Below are 19,501 nucleotides of genomic sequence, written 5' to 3'. Positions count from 1 at the left end.
AAAGGTTTTCTTTAATAATTTACCTGAAATTGCATTCTAATGAGTTGTCCCTTTTGCCTGTTTACTGGATCTAAGGAGCTTTCATATCTTCGATCTGCAATTGTGTAGTTTGCGGTAAATTCGAATGCTTTATTGAGTTGCCATTCTACTCCAATTTCTAATTCCTGCATGTCATAACTTCTTGCGTCTATTTCAAATTTTTTCCCACCTTGGTATCTCATGTATCTTGCAAATGGGGTGATGATATGCTCTTTTTTTCTAATCATATACATAAACTGAGCATAACCGCCATGTAAAGATTCAATTCCTATGGTGTGTGGTGTAGTAAGGTTGGAACTGTCATAAGCATATTCAGGTCCCTTTCCCAAATTATATTCAGCTTGAAAACCAAAAGGCTGTGGATAATATATGAAATGAGCTGCAATTCTTTGGTCTCTAAAGGTTTGGTCTTGTGCATCAATATCTGTAATGGTACCATCTTCGGTTCTTAATTTAACTCCTGAGTTTACTTCAGTTGTTACATATTCTCCAGTATAGCCGCTAATTCCTGCTTCTAGAAACTGGCCAGATTTTAATTTAATAGGATAGGTGAATCGCAAGGCGATGTGCTTTAATTTATTGACATCAGGGACTAAGGTGTTTGCTTTTTGTCCGTTGTACAACATTAAATATGCCATTCCATAATCGCCACTACCTTTAAGTCCTTTAGAAACAAGCTCTTTTAATATTGCCCTTTTGTTGAGTGTTGCCCAATGAATTCCAAAACTCAGATCACGTTCATCTTTTACTGCACTGTTTAGAGGATCATTTCTATCTAAGCCAATTCTATTTTGAGAAGATTGTAGATTTTCAAATCCAAAAGGTATTTTACTTTGTCCACCTCGGAATTTAAAAGTACCCGCTTTGTCTATACTATAATCAAAATATGCATCTCTTAATTGTCCAAGATTTTTTCCGTCTGAAGCGAAGTCGGCTTGAAAATAAAAATAGACCCTTGGGTGAATCTGACCAGAAATTTTTAATCGCATACGACGAAGAGAAAAACCATGATATCCTCCATAGGTTCTGTCTCCTTGTGGACTTTCCATTTCTGGATTGGTCTTGTATAGGTCATTGTATCTGGCTTGTAAGTAGCCTCCTATTTTAACTTTTTGATACCAATTTACTTCGGGAGGTGTTGTTTTGTTTTCTGTTTGTTGAGCATTTATGAAAAGACTGTTAAAAACAATAAAACTGATAGACCAGAAAATTTTCTTCATCACAACTGATTTAGTTGTTCTAAAGATAAACAATAGTTTTTAGGATTAGAATCTAACCTAGGTGAAAAAATGATCTTACTCGAATGAGATTATTTTTCTGGCGATTCTTTGTGAAATCCCGGTGATAATTTCATAAGATATAGTGTTCGAATTTTGTGCTAGTTCATTAACCATATTTTGATTGTCGAAAACAATAACTTGATCTCTTTCCTTGCATTCAACCCCGGTAATATCTACCATAATCATGTCCATACATACGTTTCCAATGATTTTGCAAAGAGTGTTGTTGATGATTACCGCTCCTTTTCCGTTACCTAATTCTCTAGAAATTCCATCAGCATGTCCTATAGGTAAAGTTGCTGTTTTGGTTTCTTTTTCTGCGATAAAAGCTCTGTTGTATCCCAATGATTCTCCGGGTAAAATATGATGGATTTGAGAGATAATAGTTTTTAAGGATCCTACATTTTTTAATTGGGACGTTTCTTCAGGAGTGTTTCCAAAACCATACATCCCTATTCCGAGTCGTACCATGGTATGATGAGCCTCAGGGTAATTTATGATACCAGAAGTATTGCTTAGATGAAAATCTATTGGATGCGAGAAAGCCGTAGTGATTTTATCTCTTATGTCTTTAAATTTGTCAATCTGTTTATTGGTGAATTGTCTTTCATTTAAATCTTCACTCACTGCCAGATGAGAAAAAACAGATTGTAGTTTCAAACTTTTGTTGTGTTGAAATACTTCTATAATAGTATCCACGTCATTTGGAGTAAATCCAAGTCGATTCAACCCCGTGTTGAATTTTAAATGCACCGGATAGTTCTCAAATTTGTTTTTTTGGGCAAATTCAATAAATGCAGTTAGCGTTGCATTAGAGTATATGTTTGGCTCTAGTTTGTATTCTGTTAAAAGTGCATAATTTTGAATTTGAGCATGTAGCACTAAAATAGGCAATTTCACTCCTGCTTTTCTGAGAGAAATTCCTTCATGAGTATAGGCAACAGCAAGATAATCTACATTGTTCTTTTCTAAAACAAGACTAATTTGAGCGGCATCATGGCCATAAGCATATGCTTTTACTACTGCTAATAATTTAATAGTGGGTTGTAATTTGTTTTTGAAATAGGCAATATTATGCGCTAAGGCATTCATGTCTAATTCTAGAACGCTAACATGATTATTTTCTATACTCTTCAAGATGAATTATTTTTTGTCTTTTTGTATTGCTTTAAAATAAGCTGCTCTGCTTAAAGGTTCATAGTTTTCAGTTTCACCTAGAACAACTAGTTTTTTATCTTCTGTGGTACGATGGCTAAAATGTGCAAGGTTCCCTGTTTCTGTGCATACTGCATGTACTTTTGTAACGTACTCTGCAGTTGCCATTAGGTTGGGCATCGGACCAAAGGGTTTTCCCTCAAAATCCATATCTAAACCGGCAACAATAACTCTAATACCTCTATTGGCAAGATCATTACAGACGGATACAATTTCTTCGTCGAAAAACTGAGCTTCATCAATTCCAACAACATCAACATCATTTACTAATAGACGGATGTTTGAGGCAGCAGGAACAGGTGTGGACCTTATTTCATTGGCATCATGAGAAACAACCATTTCTTCATCATACCTTGAATCTGTGGTAGGTTTAAAGATTTCAACCTTTTGTTTGGCGATTTTTGCACGTCTAAGTCTTCTGATTAATTCTTCGGTTTTTCCAGAAAACATAGAACCACATATTACTTCTATCCATCCAAATTGTTCTGTATGATTTACTGTATTTTCGAGAAACATTTTGTAATTTTAAAACTTGAATCATTCCGACTGAGGTTTCAGTCTTTGTTCGACAAATTTATCAAAATAAAATAAGTAAAGGTCTTCAAAAAGAATCAAATTATGCATAAAAAGATAGAATCGGAGTTGGTGAGTTTAGCTCATAGTATTTTACAAATGAAAAATAAAGAGGATGTTTTAGCTTTGAAAGCAAAGGCGGGAGAACTTTATGAGAAACTTTCGGTACTTGCTTTTGTAGATAGATATGTAGCCGCTACACCTGGTTCTTCAAAAGAAGAAATTCTTGAAAAAGCTGCTTTGTTGGAATTGGATAAGGAGGCTAAATCGGTAGTTGCTGAATTGGAAGAGCCAGTAGTTGAACAAGAAATTGTATTTGAGGAAAAGGAGGGTTCTAAAATTGTTACTGAAGCTGTTGTGGACTCTGAGGAGTTACAAAAACAGGAAGAGGAAATAACTTTGGAAGAAGTTGTGGAAGAGGAAAATGAGGTTGCTCCTGTGGCGGAAGCAAAGTCTGTTGAAATAGAGCAGCCAGTGGAAGTGAAAGAAACTCCCGTAGTTGAAGATTTATTTTCTACAAGACTAGAAGAAAAGGAGCCGGTGTTGAAAAAAAATACACTAGAAAAAGAATTGGAAGGAACGATTTCTTTGGATGTGACCACTGATTTATTTGAAAACGCTGTAAGGGTAGAAACTGCTAAAAAATCATTAAATGATGTTTTGGTGCACAAGAATTTACAGATTGGTTTGAATGATAGGATTGCGTTTGTGAAGCATTTGTTTGACGGAAGTCAGGAAGATTTTAATAGAGTAGTGTCTCAATTAAATTCGTTTAAGGCAGAAAAAGAAGCTATTAAGTTTGTTACGAAGATGGTGAAATCTGATTATGACTGGAGTGGAAAAGAAGAATATGAAGAGCGATTTATTACATTAATTACTCGTAAGTTTGCATAATTATAAATTATAAGATAGAATAGATGAAGGCATCGGATTACAATAAAATTTTTGACAGTGTAATTGCAACATATCATGTGGTTGATTCAGTAGACCAACCTTTTGAAAATATATATGATTCAGCGACATTGGAACATTTGTTATATAGAAAATGTTGGATTGATACGGTTCAATGGCATTTTGAAGATATAATTAGATTACCAGATATCAATCCAGTTGAGGCGTTAGAGTTGAAAAGAAAAATTGACGCATCTAACCAAGATAGGACGGATATGGTTGAATATATTGATAGCTATTTTTTGAAAAAATACGAGAATGTAGTTGAAAAACAAACTGCAACAATTAATTCAGAAAGTCCAGCATGGGCTATTGATAGATTGTCTATTCTAGCTTTGAAGATTTATCATATGAGAGAGGAAGCCACAAGAGAAAGTGCTTCTTCAGAACACAAATCGGCATGTCAAACGAAATTAAATATTTTGTTAGAACAACGTATTGATTTGTCTACAGCTATTGATGATTTAATTCAGGATATTGAGAGTGGAGATAAATACATGAAAGTTTACAAGCAAATGAAAATGTATAATGACGATGAGTTGAATCCGATGTTAAGAGCAAAAAAATAAAATAAAAAAAGTGAGAGGTTTTCCTCTCACTTTTTTTATGGATTCTGTTTTTTACACCAAGGCTTCAGAAAGTGCTTGTATATTTTTTTTACTGTTTCCAATAAAAATTTGATCATTTATAATTGCTACCGGGCGTTTCAAAAAAGTATAATTTTCTAAAATTAAATTTTTGAAATCTTGCTCAGAAAGGTTTTTGTCTTTTAAGCCTCTAGACTTGTATAGCTGAGCTCTTTTACTGAACAAATCTTCATAACTACCACTTAAGGCATACATTTCTTCTAATTGAGATTCTGTAATGTTTTCAGTTTTTATTTCTTGCAAGGTAACTCCCTCTAGATTCAATTCTTTTAGAATTCGTTTACAAGTATCGCAAGTTTTTAAATAATATAATTTTTTCATCTTTGGAATTTGACAGGTCTTTTGATTCCCTCAAAAATAATATGTTTTGAACCTAAAATTAGCTACTTTTAGCAAAATTTTTTAATAAAATTATAGTTGTATTTATGGAGCATATTTTTGATAGTTTAAGCAAAGGGAGAGTTTTGATGTTAAAATTGATAGATGGACTTTCGATAGAACAATTAAATAAAATACCTGAAGGTTCTAAAAATAATATAGCATGGAATATTGCGCATTTAGTTGTGACGCAGCAATTATTATGTTACAAACTCTCTGGGTTACCTTGTTTAGTTTCTGATGAGATGATAGATCTATACAGAAAAGGAACGGCACCTACAAAAGGCGTTACCAAAGAAGAATTTGATGAAATAAAATCTTTATTTATTTCATTGCCTTTAAAGTTTGAAGAGGATTATAAGAAAAGAATTTTTCAAGAATATTCTTCGTACACAACAAGTGTGAATGTTACTTTGACAGATATAAAATCAGCAGCTACATTTAACTTATTTCATGAAGGAATTCATTTGGGAGCGGTGTTAGGCCTTCGAAAATTAGTTTAAGGAATACTTTCTATATCAATAGATTCGTTAACCGTCCAGTTGGCTTTTAGCTTTAGTTCGGTTTCAAAATAATAAACCTTTTCAGGCTGAATTTTATTTAGGAAATTCCCTGTGTCCCATATCTTGTTGTTGTTGTCGTCAAATATAATTCTAACAAGGTATGTGGCAGGTTTTAAGTCTACAAATTCGTAATTTTCACTTTTAGAAGTAGTTCTTTTTTCTACTACAAAATCATCTTTACCAGATAAAAGTTCAACAATTAAATTTTTGTTGCTTGGGTTGTTTACTCCCAATTCTAATATGGCAAAATCTTCAATGTCTTGTGTTTTTAGAATGTATTGCAACGTGTCATTTGTTTTGCCATGGAAGCTTTGAAAAGCATTTGGTAATACGTCTATTTGGTAACTTCCATTTCTGATTCTTTCAAAATCAATATATAGTTTTGATTTTTCTTTATTAAAACTTGGTTTAAAGTTTACCGCTAAAGTATCTTGATCAGTAACATAGATATTTTCCGGGTCTACAGAAGCAAAAGGGAAATTAGACTCTAAATAAAAGGTGTCTTTAGGATGTAAATTTCCACTGATAGGAGCTGTGATTTCTAAAGAATCTAGTTTTTTTGTTCTAAGTTTTACGGTGTATTTTTTTTCTAAAGTATCTTTTTTAACCAAGAATTGAAGTGAGTCTGCTTCAAATGGAGTGAACCAAAAATTCAAGGTATCCTTGTCTTTTTCTTTAGCAATAAAACTTTTGAAGTTTTCAGGCGTTTCTGTTAGTAGTTTGATATCTAATCCTTTTCGTTCCCCTTCGTAACCGAAAATTATTTTTCCAACTCGTTTTTCAAGGGGTCTTTTTAATTTAAATGCTGACTTTTCTTTAAATAAGTTTAAGGAGAAAAAAGAATCTGTTGGGATTTGTATATAATTTTGTGAAAAGGCAATTTTATCATCTTTAGGATCAAACTGATAATTGTTGTTGTAATCTTTTAAGGCAATAAGTTGGTATTTCCCTTCTTTAATGTTGGTGATGTCAAATACAATGGAGTCCAATGTATTTGTCATATAACTTGGTTTCTCGTTATAGATGATAGAATCGTTATACATTTCTGTAACCTCAAATAATAATACAGAGATTTCGGTGTCAAATACTCTTTCATAAGAATCCTTAACAATCCCATATATTTCTAAAGAATCCACATAACTACCTGTAGAGAATACATATTTGAAACTACCCAAAGGGTTTCCTTCATTGTTGTCCACAATACTATTTCCAAAATTGAATGAATAGGTAGTGTTTTCTTTAAGAGTGTCGTTAATTTTGATAGTAATTTTTTTGCTAGCAGTCCCAACGGGTGTAATGTCAGATTGATGTTTTAAAGGGGGCGAAACGATAAGTTGTTTGTTGAGGTCTTTAAATTTTACGTATTCATCAAACTGTAACTTAATTTTTTTAGAATTAAAATTGATCGCTTCATATTCCGGTGTTGCGGTAACCATTACAGGAGCAATGCTATCTTTAGGACCTCCTGAAGGACTTCCTTTTCTGGCACAATTTGTTGTAATTATACAGACAAGCAGCGAAAATAGACTTAGAGAAAATAGCTTTTTCAAAATCGAAAAAAATTAAATTATAAGCTACAAAGTAACAATTTATTTAGGGAATTTTTTAATTAAAATTTAAAAGTTGATTGTGTGCGCTACAGACGTAATGGTTAAGGAGATATTTTGGGTTTTGAGTAGTTCTTTTGCGCAGTTTTCCATAGTTGCTCCAGTGGTAATAACATCATCAAATAATAAAATATGTTTGCCAATGAGTTTCGTTTGATTTTGAAGTTTGAAATTATGTTTTGCATTTTCCCAACGAGCAAGTTTGTTTTTTTTCGTTTGGGTTTCAGTTGAGTTTATTTTAACCAAAACATTCTCAAGCATAGGAGCATTTAGATATTGTGAAAGAGCGTTACCAATGCTGGTGAGTTGGTTGTAGCCTCTTGATTTTAGTTTTTTGGTATGCAGCGGTACAGGGATTATGTAATCAATGGGTTTTAGGTTTTTAATTTTTCTTAAATCTTGCGCAAGTAGTGCTCCAAGGAGAGTGCCTATCTTTTGATTGTTATTATATTTTAATTCATGAATTAGATTTTGAGTAATGCTTTTAGGTTGGAAGAGCAACAACGAGGAAGCTAAATTGTATGGGATTCTTCCGAAAAATATTTGATCAAGAGGATTATTTTTTTGATTGCTGTAGTAGGCGTAAGGCAAATCATGAAAACAATGAGCACATAGGTTATTGTAGTTTTTTTGCAAATGTTGTGAACAGCCAATGCAGGTATTTGGGTAAAATAAATCTAGGGTATCATTGAGTTGTTCTAAAAACATCATTCCTTTTTACTTAAAGATAACGAAAAACTTAGATAAGGGACATATTTATCTGTAATTATGGGAGGTATAACTGTGTATTTAAAATTATTAGTATTAAATTTGGCTGCTTAAAAATTAACCGAAAAATTAAAAATGGAAAATAAACAGCCAAGTAAGTTGACAACAATAGTATTAGGGGTATTATTATTAGTTGCAGTAGTATTTGCTTTCTATTCAAATTCTCAGCATACTGCTTTACAAGCAGAGCTAGAAGCTGAAAAAGCAGAAATCAAAGCAGAACTAGATGATTTAGTTGTAAAGTATGACGCAAAAATTGCGGAAAACACAACAATGAGTGCTAAGTTATCAGCTGCAAGAGAAGACATTGTTACTTATAGAGATTCTTTAGAATCTGAAAAGAAAGCGAGTTATTCAACGATCAAGAGATACAAAAACAGAGTTTATTCTTTGCAAAAGAAAAACAAAGAATTGTTTACTCAGGTTGAAGATTTGACTGCTCAAAATGAAAAATTAAACGAAGAAGTAATTGCTGCAAAAGCAATTATTGAAACGAAAGAAGCTGAAGGAGCTGAATTGGCCGCTAAAAATGAAGAGCTTGCAGGGAAAGTTGCTATTGCTTCTGAATTAGCTGTAGATGGATTGACAGTTGCTTCGATGAAGAAAAAATCTTCAGGATCTTTAAAAGCAACTACAAAAGCGAAATACACAGATGCTTTTAGAGTTTCATTTAAAATTGGAGAGAACGTAATTGCTGAGGGAGGAGATAAGGTTGCTTATATCATTATAACAGGTCCGGAAGGAGCAGTTGTTGCACCAAAAGGTAAGGTTGAAATTGCCGAGGAGGAAGTTTACTATTCTGATACAACAACGATCAATTACCAAAATATAGCAACTGATGTTATTGTAATAACTGATGTAGTTAGAAAAGAAAACAAGAAAGGAGTCTATACGATTGCTGCCATTTTGGATGGAAAAACAATTGGAGAGTCTAAAATTGCGTTGAAGTAATTTAGAAGAATATGATTATTTCATGATTGAAATAAGTAAAAGAGCGAAGTGAAAACTTCGCTCTTTTTTTGTTTAAAAATAGGCTTTTTAAAAACAAGAATATTGAGTAGTTATAAATAAAGAAAATACTTATTTTTGCAGCATGGCAAAGCAAGAAGATCAATTTAAAAAAGTAGTTTCACATGCAAAAGAATACGGATATGTATTTCAATCTAGTGAAATTTATGACGGTTTGAGTGCAGTATATGATTATGCTCAAAACGGTATTGAATTAAAGAAAAATATTAGAGAGTACTGGTGGAAATCTATGGTGCAAATGCATGATAATATTGTTGGTTTAGATTCAGCAATTTTTATGCACCCAACAACCTGGAAAGCATCTGGTCACGTGGATGCATTTAACGATCCATTAATTGATAATAAAGATTCCAAAAAACGTTACCGTGCAGATGTTTTGATAGAAGACTATGTAGGTAAATTGGATGCTAAAATTGAAAAAGAAGTCGCTAAAGCTGCAAAACGTTTTGGAGATGCTTTTAATAAAGAAGAATTTCTAGCAACTAATGGACGTGTTTTAGGTTACAAAGAAAAAGGTGATGCTATTCTTAAAAGAATGGGGCAATCTTTAGAAAAAGAGGATTTGGCAGATGTCAAAGCTTTGATCGAAGAGTTAGGTATTGGTTGTCCTTTATCAGGTTCTAAGAACTGGACAGAGGTAAAGCAATTCAACCTAATGTTTGGTACAAAATTAGGGGCTTCAGCAGATTCCGCAATGGATTTGTATTTACGTCCTGAAACAGCTCAAGGTATTTTTGTGAATTTTTTGAATGTGCAAAAAACCGGAAGAATGAAGATTCCTTTTGGAATAGCGCAAACAGGAAAAGCGTTTCGAAATGAGATTGTAGCACGTCAGTTTATCTTTAGAATGCGTGAATTTGAACAAATGGAAATGCAGTTTTTTGTGCGCCCTGGTACACAAAAAGAATGGTATGACACATGGAAACAAACACGATTGAATTGGCATTTATCTTTAGGTTTAGGTGAAGAAAATTACCGTTTTCACGATCATGATAAGTTAGCTCATTATGCAGATGCAGCTGCAGATATAGAGTTTAGGTTCCCGTTTGGTTTTAAAGAATTAGAGGGAATTCACTCAAGAACAGATTTTGACTTAAAAGCTCATGAGGAGCACTCTGGGAAGAAATTACAATATTTTGATCCTGAATTAGGGGAGAGTTATGTACCATACGTGGTTGAAACTTCTGTAGGGTTAGATCGTTTGTTCCTTTCGATTTTCTCTAACTCTTTGCAAGAGGAAGCGTTGGAAAATGGAACTTCACGTACCGTATTGAAGTTGCCAGCGGTATTAGCGCCAACAAAAGCGGCTATTTTCCCATTAGTTAAAAAAGATGGATTGCCAGAAGTAGCAAAAGAAATTGTGAATGATTTGAAATTTGATTTCAATGTTATTTATGATGAAAAAGATGCTGTAGGTAAACGTTATAGAAGACAGGATGCAGCTGGTACACCATTTTGTATTACTGTAGATCACGATTCATTGAATGATAAATCTGTAACAATCCGTCATAGAGATACAATGGAACAAAAAAGAGTATTGATTTCAGAATTAAAATCAATTATCAATAAAGAAGTAAATATGTCTGAGTGGTTGCAAAAAATAAAGTAACCTAAATGGATCTATAATTTAAAAGCCTTTGAGAATTACTCAAAGGCTTTTTTTATTTCATGAAATTTTAATGAGATTAATTATTACATTTGGGGAAAAACCAAATATGAGAAATTATAAATTTTTATTCCTAGCTTTATTTATTAGTACCATCACTTTTGCTCAGAAATCAGTGCTTATTCGTTATCAACCTAAGGTTGGAAGTACCTTAATGAATAATATGGATGCCGATATGAATATTACCATCAAAGCAGGAGATCAAAATATCGTAACAAAAATGACGATGGGATTTGATATGTCTTATCATACGAAGTCTAGAAAAAAAGATGTGAATGCTATTGATATGGTTTTTGAAAAAATCACAATGGACATTAATAACCCGATGATGTCTGGTTCTTACAATTCAGATAATAAAGAGGAAACAGATCCTTTTGCATTAAAGATAGCGGAAAGTTTTAAAGGGGTTTTAAATAAACCAGTTCCTATGAAAATAAATGCTCAAGGAAGTTTTTCAGAACCTATAGAAATTGAAAAAATATTTCCGCAAATACCAGCTTCAAAAGCTAATGAATTGAAGGAACAAATGTCCAATCAATTTATTCAATTTCCAGAGAATAAAGTTAAAATTGGAGAGAGTTGGACCATGTCAACTACTATGAATCAGGTGGGGAATTTAGAGTATACCTACACCTTAGTAGGAATTGAAAAAGATAGATTGTTGTTAACGCTTTCAGGAAAAATGTTAGAAAGTGAGAGTCAAACGGTAAAAATGCTAACCGCAAATATTTCAGGAGACGTTACCTTAGATAGAAAAACAGGTGAAACTCTAAAGTCGAATATTGTTATGGATATGGATATGCAAATGGAGGCTCAAGGAAATACAATGGACATGAATATGAAAGCTGAAATTGGAATAAAAGCTACGCAACTGTAATTAAATAAAAAGTATATCTAAAGTCCTAAGAATTTTCTTAGGGCTTTTTTTATGAGTTTTTTATTAAGAAGTATAAGGAACAAATACTAAAGCCTGTTAGAAATAAATCTTTGATAGTGTTTCCTGAAAAGCTTTTTATGAATCTTCCGATAAGAATACTTGAGGGTGTAAAAATTAGGATTACTGCGGCTCCATTTTCGAAACCGCTTGAACACATAGCGAGAGTTCCAAAAAACAGCATTGAAATGGCAAGCCCATATTGAAACCGATAAGGGCTATTTATGGAAAGAACTTGTGTTAGGGAGGCAAGAATGCTTATTGCTGTTACTGCTGCAAGAATAATAAGGGGAGTCGCTAGATAATTTTGAAAATGAAAATTATAATTCAAGATGGAGTTGAAAGCTGTTTTCTCAAAAAAGAATGCTAGGTTATTTGTGAAAAAGCAATAACTAAAAAAAAGAATTAATGTGGTTGCGAAACCAAGAATTGGACTTAAAATATTTTTTAATTTTATTTTTTTAGACAAAATAATTCCGAAAAAAATAAAAGGTAGAAATACTACAGCTCCATAAAAAATCAGAAACGAAATTCCGGCATAAATTCCAGTATCAAATAAAGTAGATTGTTTTTTTTCTTTGGATTTTAGTTGCGCAATATTTTTATAAATTAAAAGGTATAACAAGGAAACAATTAAAAATTTAATTTCTAAAAAAGCACTCGGAAACAAGCCATAAAGCAGGATCAAAGCAAATGTATTATGTAAATTTTCATTTGAAACTTTATTTTTTATAAAATAATAAGAGTTTAAAAAGATAAATGCAATGTTTAACAGCAGAGAAAAAAGTGCTAAACCCCAATGATTATAGTCTGTTGGAGCTTCTTTTCTTAAAAAAAAATGTGTTGTAAAAAGGAGAAAAAACAAAACTGAAAGGACAATACTATTAATGGGTTTAGTTTTGTCAAAAAAATTGGCTAGCATGTTTAGTTTTTATATTTTTGCAGCGTAAAGATAATTTAAGTTATGATAGCAAACAATATATTTAGAATCATCGGAGAATTGTTCACAGAAGGTCTTTTTATTCCTTTTGATTTAATTAGAAGCGATAAAAACTGGTGGACATCTAATATTATCAATTTTCTTTTTATCGGAGTCTTTTTTGTGTTATTAGCATATTGGATGAAAGAATCGATCAGATTTAAGAAAGAAGGTACAGAAGATTTACCTAAATAGAGTTTTCTTTTGGGAAGTAAAAACAAATTAAAACGTTTCAACGAAAACGAAACTTTTTCTAACGTTATTCAGCCAACTCGTGATGAGGTAACTACTGATTTTCCACATAAAGGAAAATGGAATGAGTTCTTTAAAAACGACAATCCTATTATTCTAGAATTAGGATGTGGTAAGGGTGAATACACAATCGCTTTAGCAGAAAAAAATCCGAACATCAATTATATCGGAATAGATATAAAGGGGGCTCGATTTTGGAGAGGTGCTAAAACTGCTTTGGAAGAAGATTTGCCAAACGTTGCCTTTATTCGTACTCAAATTGAGTTGGTAGATTTTTGCTTTGCGGAAAATGAAGTGAGTGAGATTTGGATTACTTTTCCAGATCCACAAATTAAATATAAAAGAACAAAGCATCGTTTGACAAATGCAGAGTTCTTAAAAAAATACCATCATATTCTAAATGAAGATGGAATCATGCATTTAAAAACGGATAGTGAGTTTATGCATGGTTATACTTTAGGTTTATTACATGGTCAAGGTCAAGAAGTGTTATATGCGCATCATGACATATATACCAACCCACATGCGCCTGAAGATGTTTTAAATACGCAAACATTCTACGAAAAGCAGTATTTAGAAGTAAAAAAAGCAATTACTTATATTAAGTTTAGACTTAAATACTAAATTATTAAGTGCTGTATTCTTACTAAACAAATAATTATATTTGTTTGAAAAGGGATGCATGAAAAATAATATTAGTTTAAAAGAAGCTATTTCTATCGGTATTGGTGGAATGGTTGGTGGAGGTATTTTTGCTGTTCTTGGTTTAGCGGTTTCTATAGCTAAAGGTGCAACCTATATTTCATTTTTAGTTGCTGGAATATTAGCTTTGGTTACCTCTTATGCTTATGCTAAACTTTCTATGAAATTTCCTGATAAAGGAGGAACTGTTCGGTTTATCAATGAAGGCTTTGGTACATCTGTTTTTAGTGGTGCTATTAATAATTTACTATGGGTTAGTTATATTATAATGCTTGCGCTATATGCTTCGGCTTTTGGTTCTTATGCACCAAATCTGATGTCTATTACAGGAAACCTAGCCATGGATTCACATCTGTATACTACAGGAATTATTGTTTTGGCAACTGGTATCAATTATTATAGTATCTCGGTTGTGGGTAAAATTGAGTCGTATGCTGTAGTAATAAAACTAATTATTTTAATTTCTTTTATTGGTATTGGAGCATATGGTTTAATCGGTAATCCTAATTTAAGTCAGCTTGGGGTAGATAATTGGGTGAGTTCTGTGAAAATATTAGCTGGTGGAATGGTGATTTTTGTGGCTTATGAAGGATTTGAATTGATTGCTAATGCAGCGCCTGATATTGAAAATCCCAAAAAGAATATACCCAAAGCCTATAAGTATTCCGTAATTTTTGTAATTCTTTTGTATGTGATTATTGCTGCGGTAACTGTTGGCTCACTGCCTTTTAGTGAAATTGCTACAGCAGAGGATTATGTGCTCGCAGAAGCAGCTAAACCCATGTTAGGTCAGGTTGGGTTTACCATTATTACTATTGCAGCTTTGATTTCAACATTTTCTGCCATTAATGCTTCTTTGTATGGGGGAAGTAGGGTGAGTTATGAAATTGCTGAGGATGATGAATTGCCTCATGAACTGACGAGCAAATTGTGGAATCAACCCATTGGTTTACTTATTACTGCCGTTATTACAGTTTTAGTGACCATTGCATTAGAGTTAGAAAGTATATCTACTGCCGGAAGTATTGGGTTTTTACTGATTTTTGGTATTGTGAATTTTGTAGCTTATAAACTGTCTGAAAAAATTAATGGAAATAAATGGATTTCTTTCAGTGGATTTATTTTGTGTTTGGTTGCCCTTGTAGTGTTAGTGCTACAACAATTAAAAAGTAATTTTCTGAGTGTTGTGGTGGCTCTTTCTATTATTAGTGTCTGTTTTATTGGTGAATATATTTACAAGCATTATTTTGATGTCAAACAGAGTGATTAACTGTTTCTTAATTTGATACAATTCTCAGAAAATTTAATCCCAACCGTTTTATTTAGTTCTAACGGAGTATTATGCTGAATAAAAAGTGTTTGATCTTTAAACACAACCTCAATTAAATAATTTCCTTCTATAAAATAGGTTTCTTTTATGATGGCTTTATGCTCGGAGTTGGCATCTATCTCAATATCTTGTGGATAGAGTAAAATGGTTTTGTTTGAGTTGGTTTCGATTATTTTGTTAAGTGCTATTTCGTTTACATCACCAAAGAAAGAAGCTACATATTTAGAGGGAGGATTGCTGTATAGGTTGTTTGGGGTGTTTTCTGCCACTAATTGTCCTTCTTTCATGACAAGTATGTTGTCAGCAAAAGAAAGCGCATCAGTACTATCGTGGGTTGCTACAATACAGGTAATATTCTTTTTACTTAAATAGTTGAATAATTTCCTTCGCAAGTTGTTTTTTCTAAAATTGTCGATGTGACTAAAGGGCTCGTCTAGTAATAATACCTCAGGTTCTTTTGCTAAAACTCTTGCCAGGGCAACTCTTTGTTTTTGGCCGCCACTTAAGTTTTTTACTTTTACATGTGCAAAATCAACCATATCCACCACTTCCAATAGTTCCGCAGTTCTTGCTTTTTTTTCTTTAGGAAATCTGTTCGGTAAAAATTTCCCAATGTTTTCTGCTGCTGAGGTAAATGGCATCAAGTCAAAATCCTGCGATAGATATTTCATAAAAGGCTCTCCTGGAACTAAATAATAATTCGGGCCCAATAATTTTTCATCATGGTAAGAAACAGTTCCTTTGTCAATATGAAGCAATCCATAAATGATTTCTAACAGGGTACTTTTTCCGCATCCACTTTCACCTATAATAGCCAGGTATTCTCCTGGTTTAGCTGAGAAAGATATGTTTTTCACAACCTCTGTTTTATCATAGGCGAATGATACGTTTTTTAATTCTAACAAAGCTGTTATTTTTTGAATTTTAGTTTTCTTTCGATAGCCGAAATCATCATTTTTGCAATATCTTTTCCTGTTGCTTTTTCTATTCCTTCAAGTCCTGGAGAAGAATTTACTTCTAATAATAATGGACCTTTGTTAGAACGAATCAAATCTACACCAGCTACATCAAGACCTAAAACTTTTGCCGCTTTAATGGCAAGTTTCTTTTCTTCTTGAGAGATTTTTACAATTCTGGCAGTACCACCTTGATGAATGTTTGCTCTAAACTCTCCTTTTACTGCAACACGTTCTATGGAGGCAACAACTTTACCATCTATTACGAAACATCGTAAATCTCTTCCGTCTGCTTCTTTGATGAACTCTTGTACTAATATGTTTGTTTTAAGACTCTTAAAGGCGTTTATTACACTCTCTGCGGCTTTGTTCGTTTCTGCTAAAACAACCCCTTTACCTTGTGTGCTTTCTAGTAATTTTATAATTAACGGAGCTCCATTTACCATTTCAATTAATTCCTTGGTCTCTAAAGGAGAATTGGCAAATCCTGTGGTTGGAATATGAATTCCATGTTTAGAGAATAATTGAGAAGAGAATAATTTATCTCTTGATTCTGCAATTGCAGAGGCTCCATTTTGAATGAACGTTCCTATAGAATCGAATTGACGAATTAAGGCACAACCATAAAAAGTCATACTAGGTTTAATTCTAGGGATAATAGCATCAAAACTATCCAATACGTTTCCACCACGATAATGAATTTCTGGATTGTCGGCATCCATTTTCATATAACATTGCTGAGCATTTAAAAAGAACATTTGATGTCCTTCTTGCTCACCCGCTTCCATAATTCTTTTGTTACTATATAATTCAGGGTTACTTGCAAGCACCCCAATTTTTAGTCCATTTTCTGTAGTTTTACTTCTTTTGTAATAAGAGTCTATTTGTTCTGGTGTAAAGGTTGTAAGACAATCTTCTTGAGAAGGATCGATAATTAATCGATCAATCATTGCTTCTCTACCTAATAACATCCTAAAGCCCATAGAATCTCTATTGGCCAATGTAATTTCAATTTCATACTGATCTGTACCGATGATAAGATCTGTAAGGATAACGTATCTCTTTTCACTAACTCCTGTTGAGCTTTTAACATATCTTGTACCAGATATTTTTGATTCGCAATGGATGCTTACACTTGGGTTAGATTGCAAAGGAAATACTTCATATCGCACCCATTTTTCTCCTCTCTTTTTAAAGGGGACTATATTAAGTGCATGTATAGACGAGGTTTTGGCTCCAGAGTCAATTCTAGCTTTTATTGCCGGTATTTGAAGGTTTGGTAATACGCACCATTCCTCACTTCCAATTATTTTTTTTTCCATGAGATATATTCAATTGTTTTTAACAAATATATTATATAAATAGTTTCAAAGGTTAAATTAAAAATATGTTTTTAAACATAAAAAAAAAGAGGAAACACAATTGCATTTCCTCTTTTTCTTTTATCGTTAAAGCGATTAAAATCTATTCTTGATTTTCGATTGCTTCTTTGATTTTTGCTTCCAATTCTTCTGCTAATTCTGGGTTGTCTTTGATTAAGTTTTTAACTGCATCACGACCCTGTCCTAATTTTGTATCTCCATAGCTAAACCAAGAACCACTCTTTTTGATAATTCCATAATTTACCCCGATATCTAAAATCTCACCAACTTTAGATACACCTTTTCCGTACATAATATCAAATTCTGCTTGTTGGAAAGGAGGGGCAACTTTATTTTTCACCACTTTTACTTTGGTACTGTTTCCAATTACTTGGTCTCCATCTTTAATTTGAGTTCTTCTACGGATATCTAAACGTACCGATGCATAAAATTTTAAGGCATTACCACCAGTTGTTGTTTCTGGGTTTCCGAACATAACACCAATTTTTTCACGCAACTGGTTAATGAAAATAACAGTACAGTTCGTTTTAGAAATGGTACCTGTTAATTTACGCAAAGCTTGAGACATCAAACGTGCATGTAATCCCATTTTAGAATCTCCCATTTCTCCTTCAATTTCACTTTTAGGAGTTAATGCAGCAACAGAGTCAATTACAACGATGTCAATTGCACCAGAGCGGATCAGGTTTTCAGCAATTTCTAAAGCTTGTTCTCCATTGTCAGGTTGAGAGATAATTAAGTTGTCAATATCAACACCTAGGTTTTCTGCATAATATCTATCAAAGGCATGTTCTGCATCAATAAATGCAGCAATCCCTCCAGCTTTTTGAGCTTCTGCGATTGCATGGATTGTAAGTGTTGTTTTACCAGAAGATTCTGGTCCGTAAATTTCAATAATTCTACCTTTTGGGTATCCACCTACTCCTAAAGCAAGATCCAATCCTAAAGATCCAGAAGATATAGATTCCACATCTACATGAGCAACATCACCCATTTTCATAACAGCTCCCTTACCATAAGTTTTGTCTAACTTATCAAGGGTCATTTGTAATGCTTTTAATTTAGCATCTTTTTCTTTAGTATCATTTGCCATATTTGCTTCGCTTCTGAAATTTATAATTAGAAAGTAAAAATAGTAAAAATATTATGTTTTTTTCCTTCGAAATGAGCCTTCGAAAAGGAGTTTTCAACAATTTTAAAAAAACTATTTTTTTTGAAATTTATAAATGAAATTTTTATGTTCTGTATCAGTTTTTAAGATATAATAGCCTCTTGGCAAGTGTGATAGTTTTATACTTATTTCAGTTTCACTAGTCGTTTGTGAAAAGACCAACTGCCCCATGATATCATAAATAGAAATTGCATAAATTATCCCTTTACTTCTAATAGATAGATAATTTTGCACAGGGTTTGGGTATATAGAGAAGTTGATAGAATCCTTTGTGTAATCTGATTTTAAGACCCCTGAAATTTGAATAGTACCAATAACATCTTCAGGGTAGTTGTAGCTTCCGAAATTCCAGTTGGAGATATTGGTGAATTGTTTGGCGCAATCTGAAATACTTAAATTGCTGCAAGTGTCGGGACCGTTATAATATCCCTCCGTAACAGTTGGTTGATAGATAGCTTTCTCGCCATCTACTAGTGTTGTTCCGGATAAAGTACTCCCGGGTGAGTCTGAATCACCAAAGTAACTTAAGAATGTTCCATAAGAAGCTCTTGTTCCAGTGATTGCAATTATTTCATCATCGGTTAAATCTAAAGAGAAGCCCCCATCGCTTTCTGTAGCAGTTCCAATGGAAGCCTGTATACCAGGACTGTTGTCATTTGCATTTTCTATATGAACGACTGTCCCTTGAGATATGATTTCTCCAGTGCTGTTTACCCAGGTTACTTCCCCTTCCGTAGTTGTTGATGCAAAAGAGTTACCTGTCCATTCTTCATCGATAAATTTAATGGTAGTGTTGTTAGGGCAGTCGTCTAAAAGTAAAAATGAAAATCCATCAGGATTATCATGATAAGCAACAATAACAATATCTCCGGATTCGGAGATAGAATTGTTTTGCACTTGGGCAAAAGAAATAAGTTGTGTTGTTAAAATCAGTAAAATTGATAATTGTTTTCTCATAGCATTTATTTTAGTTGTCATTTAAAAAGCTATGTGAAAACCTTGTGGTTGCACGTGTCAAATTACTATCTCAAGATAGTAATTTGAAATTTTCATTAGAGGAATAAGAATTCCTTTCATAG

The 19,501-nt window shown here is 32.9% G+C and carries 20 protein-coding genes; 9 read left to right on the top strand and 11 right to left on the bottom strand.

The genetic code is table 11. The annotated features are described in order from the left end of the window. Positions 1-11: 11 nt before the first annotated feature. From AC2DGP_RS09665 to AC2DGP_RS09655, 3 genes are all read right to left on the bottom strand, one after another. Positions 12-1,259 carry a porin gene (locus AC2DGP_RS09665; RefSeq protein WP_484489852.1) on the bottom strand — a complete coding sequence of 416 codons (1,248 nt, stop codon included), beginning with the start codon at positions 1,257-1,259 and terminating at the stop codon, positions 12-14. Positions 1,260-1,334: 75 nt separating this feature from the next. Continuing rightward, positions 1,335-2,456 (bottom strand): alanine racemase, encoded by a 1,122-nt coding sequence (gene alr, locus AC2DGP_RS09660; protein WP_484489851.1) that lies wholly within the window; start codon positions 2,454-2,456, stop codon positions 1,335-1,337. A 6-nt stretch (positions 2,457-2,462) separates the two neighbouring features. Continuing rightward, positions 2,463-3,050: a thymidine kinase gene (locus AC2DGP_RS09655; RefSeq protein WP_484489850.1), complete on the bottom strand. Its 588-nt coding sequence runs from the start codon at positions 3,048-3,050 to the stop codon at positions 2,463-2,465. A 102-nt stretch (positions 3,051-3,152) separates the two neighbouring features. Here AC2DGP_RS09655 and AC2DGP_RS09650 point away from each other — a divergent pair, with 102 nt between their 5' ends. Together AC2DGP_RS09650 and AC2DGP_RS09645 are read left to right on the top strand one after the other, a co-directional pair. Next, positions 3,153-4,001: a hypothetical protein gene (locus tag AC2DGP_RS09650; RefSeq protein WP_484489849.1), complete on the top strand. Its 849-nt coding sequence runs from the start codon at positions 3,153-3,155 to the stop codon at positions 3,999-4,001. 23 nt (positions 4,002-4,024) lie between these two features. Further along, positions 4,025-4,627: a DUF4254 domain-containing protein gene (locus AC2DGP_RS09645; RefSeq protein WP_484489848.1), complete on the top strand. Its 603-nt coding sequence runs from the start codon at positions 4,025-4,027 to the stop codon at positions 4,625-4,627. A 51-nt stretch (positions 4,628-4,678) separates the two neighbouring features. Here the strand turns inward: AC2DGP_RS09645 and AC2DGP_RS09640 are convergent, their stop codons facing one another. Beyond that, positions 4,679-5,026, bottom strand: coding sequence for an arsenate reductase family protein (locus AC2DGP_RS09640; RefSeq protein WP_484489847.1), 348 nt, complete (start codon positions 5,024-5,026; stop codon positions 4,679-4,681). A gap of 104 nt (positions 5,027-5,130) precedes the next feature. On the opposite strand from AC2DGP_RS09640, the gene AC2DGP_RS09635 reads away from it, so the two are divergent. Beyond that, positions 5,131-5,586, top strand: a complete 456-nt coding sequence (locus tag AC2DGP_RS09635; protein ID WP_484489846.1) for a DinB family protein — start codon at positions 5,131-5,133, stop codon at positions 5,584-5,586. On the opposite strand, the gene AC2DGP_RS09630 is transcribed toward AC2DGP_RS09635, so the two are convergent. Then, positions 5,583-7,196: an Ig-like domain-containing domain gene (locus tag AC2DGP_RS09630; RefSeq protein WP_484489845.1), complete on the bottom strand. Its 1,614-nt coding sequence runs from the start codon at positions 7,194-7,196 to the stop codon at positions 5,583-5,585. The two genes, AC2DGP_RS09635 and AC2DGP_RS09630, sit on opposite strands and share 4 nt — an antisense overlap. A gap of 66 nt (positions 7,197-7,262) precedes the next feature. After that, positions 7,263-7,964 (bottom strand): ComF family protein, encoded by a 702-nt coding sequence (locus AC2DGP_RS09625; RefSeq protein ID WP_484489844.1) that lies wholly within the window; start codon positions 7,962-7,964, stop codon positions 7,263-7,265. A gap of 132 nt (positions 7,965-8,096) precedes the next feature. Here AC2DGP_RS09625 and AC2DGP_RS09620 point away from each other — a divergent pair, with 132 nt between their 5' ends. From AC2DGP_RS09620 to AC2DGP_RS09610, 3 genes are all read left to right on the top strand, one after another. Further along, complete coding sequence (locus AC2DGP_RS09620) at positions 8,097-8,972, top strand: hypothetical protein (protein ID WP_484489843.1); 876 nt, start codon at positions 8,097-8,099, stop codon at positions 8,970-8,972. A 142-nt stretch (positions 8,973-9,114) separates the two neighbouring features. Next, entirely contained in the window at positions 9,115-10,659 is a 1,545-nt protein-coding gene (locus AC2DGP_RS09615; protein ID WP_484489842.1) for a glycine--tRNA ligase, read from the top strand. A gap of 106 nt (positions 10,660-10,765) precedes the next feature. Further along, positions 10,766-11,593 carry a DUF6263 family protein gene (locus tag AC2DGP_RS09610; RefSeq protein WP_484489841.1) on the top strand — a complete coding sequence of 276 codons (828 nt, stop codon included), beginning with the start codon at positions 10,766-10,768 and terminating at the stop codon, positions 11,591-11,593. A 49-nt stretch (positions 11,594-11,642) separates the two neighbouring features. On the opposite strand, the gene AC2DGP_RS09605 is transcribed toward AC2DGP_RS09610, so the two are convergent. Then, complete coding sequence (locus tag AC2DGP_RS09605) at positions 11,643-12,572, bottom strand: DUF6427 family protein (protein WP_484489840.1); 930 nt, start codon at positions 12,570-12,572, stop codon at positions 11,643-11,645. Positions 12,573-12,614: 42 nt separating this feature from the next. On the opposite strand from AC2DGP_RS09605, the gene AC2DGP_RS09600 reads away from it, so the two are divergent. Genes AC2DGP_RS09600 through AC2DGP_RS09590 form a run of 3 tightly spaced genes read left to right on the top strand, consistent with a single transcriptional unit; the run spans position 12,615 to position 14,853 of the window. Then, positions 12,615-12,824: a DUF6341 family protein gene (locus AC2DGP_RS09600; protein WP_484489839.1), complete on the top strand. Its 210-nt coding sequence runs from the start codon at positions 12,615-12,617 to the stop codon at positions 12,822-12,824. A gap of 9 nt (positions 12,825-12,833) precedes the next feature. Further along, positions 12,834-13,505 carry a tRNA (guanosine(46)-N7)-methyltransferase TrmB gene (gene trmB, locus AC2DGP_RS09595; RefSeq protein WP_484489838.1) on the top strand — a complete coding sequence of 224 codons (672 nt, stop codon included), beginning with the start codon at positions 12,834-12,836 and terminating at the stop codon, positions 13,503-13,505. A gap of 58 nt (positions 13,506-13,563) precedes the next feature. Then, positions 13,564-14,853, top strand: coding sequence for an APC family permease (locus AC2DGP_RS09590; RefSeq protein ID WP_484489837.1), 1,290 nt, complete (start codon positions 13,564-13,566; stop codon positions 14,851-14,853). On the opposite strand, the gene AC2DGP_RS09585 is transcribed toward AC2DGP_RS09590, so the two are convergent. From AC2DGP_RS09585 to AC2DGP_RS09570, 4 genes are all read right to left on the bottom strand, one after another. Beyond that, entirely contained in the window at positions 14,850-15,818 is a 969-nt protein-coding gene (locus tag AC2DGP_RS09585) for an ABC transporter ATP-binding protein (RefSeq protein WP_484489836.1), read from the bottom strand. The two genes, AC2DGP_RS09590 and AC2DGP_RS09585, sit on opposite strands and share 4 nt — an antisense overlap. A gap of 5 nt (positions 15,819-15,823) precedes the next feature. Then, positions 15,824-17,191, bottom strand: coding sequence for a 30S ribosomal protein S6--L-glutamate ligase (gene rimK, locus AC2DGP_RS09580; protein ID WP_484489835.1), 1,368 nt, complete (start codon positions 17,189-17,191; stop codon positions 15,824-15,826). Positions 17,192-17,333: 142 nt separating this feature from the next. After that, a complete protein-coding gene (gene recA / locus AC2DGP_RS09575) occupies positions 17,334-18,344 on the bottom strand; it encodes a recombinase RecA (protein WP_300323799.1) in 1,011 nt (336 codons plus the stop codon). A gap of 111 nt (positions 18,345-18,455) precedes the next feature. Further along, positions 18,456-19,379 (bottom strand): T9SS type A sorting domain-containing protein, encoded by a 924-nt coding sequence (locus AC2DGP_RS09570; RefSeq protein ID WP_484489834.1) that lies wholly within the window; start codon positions 19,377-19,379, stop codon positions 18,456-18,458. Positions 19,380-19,501 lie beyond the last annotated feature (122 nt).

Source organism: Flavicella sp. IMCC45537 (assembly GCF_057197705.1).
The sequence above is the reverse complement of the archived record's forward strand: the minus strand, read 5'-3'. Positions and strand labels throughout refer to the sequence as shown.

Excerpts from the sequence above, each read along its gene's own strand:
- AC2DGP_RS09605 (WP_484489840.1), bottom strand. The coding sequence starts at position 12,572 with ATGCTAGCCAATTTTTTTGACAAAACTAAACCCATTAATAGTATTGTC.
- AC2DGP_RS09655 (WP_484489850.1), bottom strand. The coding sequence starts at position 3,050 with ATGTTTCTCGAAAATACAGTAAATCATACAGAACAATTTGGATGGATA.
- AC2DGP_RS09615 (WP_484489842.1), top strand. The coding sequence starts at position 9,115 with ATGGCAAAGCAAGAAGATCAATTTAAAAAAGTAGTTTCACATGCAAAA.
- AC2DGP_RS09610 (WP_484489841.1), top strand. The coding sequence starts at position 10,766 with ATGAGAAATTATAAATTTTTATTCCTAGCTTTATTTATTAGTACCATC.
- AC2DGP_RS09590 (WP_484489837.1), top strand. The coding sequence starts at position 13,564 with ATGAAAAATAATATTAGTTTAAAAGAAGCTATTTCTATCGGTATTGGT.
- recA (WP_300323799.1), bottom strand. The coding sequence starts at position 18,344 with ATGGCAAATGATACTAAAGAAAAAGATGCTAAATTAAAAGCATTACAA.
- AC2DGP_RS09640 (WP_484489847.1), bottom strand. The coding sequence starts at position 5,026 with ATGAAAAAATTATATTATTTAAAAACTTGCGATACTTGTAAACGAATT.
- AC2DGP_RS09625 (WP_484489844.1), bottom strand. The coding sequence starts at position 7,964 with ATGATGTTTTTAGAACAACTCAATGATACCCTAGATTTATTTTACCCA.
- AC2DGP_RS09600 (WP_484489839.1), top strand. The coding sequence starts at position 12,615 with ATGATAGCAAACAATATATTTAGAATCATCGGAGAATTGTTCACAGAA.
- AC2DGP_RS09620 (WP_484489843.1), top strand. The coding sequence starts at position 8,097 with ATGGAAAATAAACAGCCAAGTAAGTTGACAACAATAGTATTAGGGGTA.
- rimK (WP_484489835.1), bottom strand. The coding sequence starts at position 17,191 with ATGGAAAAAAAAATAATTGGAAGTGAGGAATGGTGCGTATTACCAAAC.
- AC2DGP_RS09665 (WP_484489852.1), bottom strand. The coding sequence starts at position 1,259 with ATGAAGAAAATTTTCTGGTCTATCAGTTTTATTGTTTTTAACAGTCTT.
- AC2DGP_RS09645 (WP_484489848.1), top strand. The coding sequence starts at position 4,025 with ATGAAGGCATCGGATTACAATAAAATTTTTGACAGTGTAATTGCAACA.
- AC2DGP_RS09635 (WP_484489846.1), top strand. The coding sequence starts at position 5,131 with ATGGAGCATATTTTTGATAGTTTAAGCAAAGGGAGAGTTTTGATGTTA.
- AC2DGP_RS09650 (WP_484489849.1), top strand. The coding sequence starts at position 3,153 with ATGCATAAAAAGATAGAATCGGAGTTGGTGAGTTTAGCTCATAGTATT.
- AC2DGP_RS09570 (WP_484489834.1), bottom strand. The coding sequence starts at position 19,379 with ATGAGAAAACAATTATCAATTTTACTGATTTTAACAACACAACTTATT.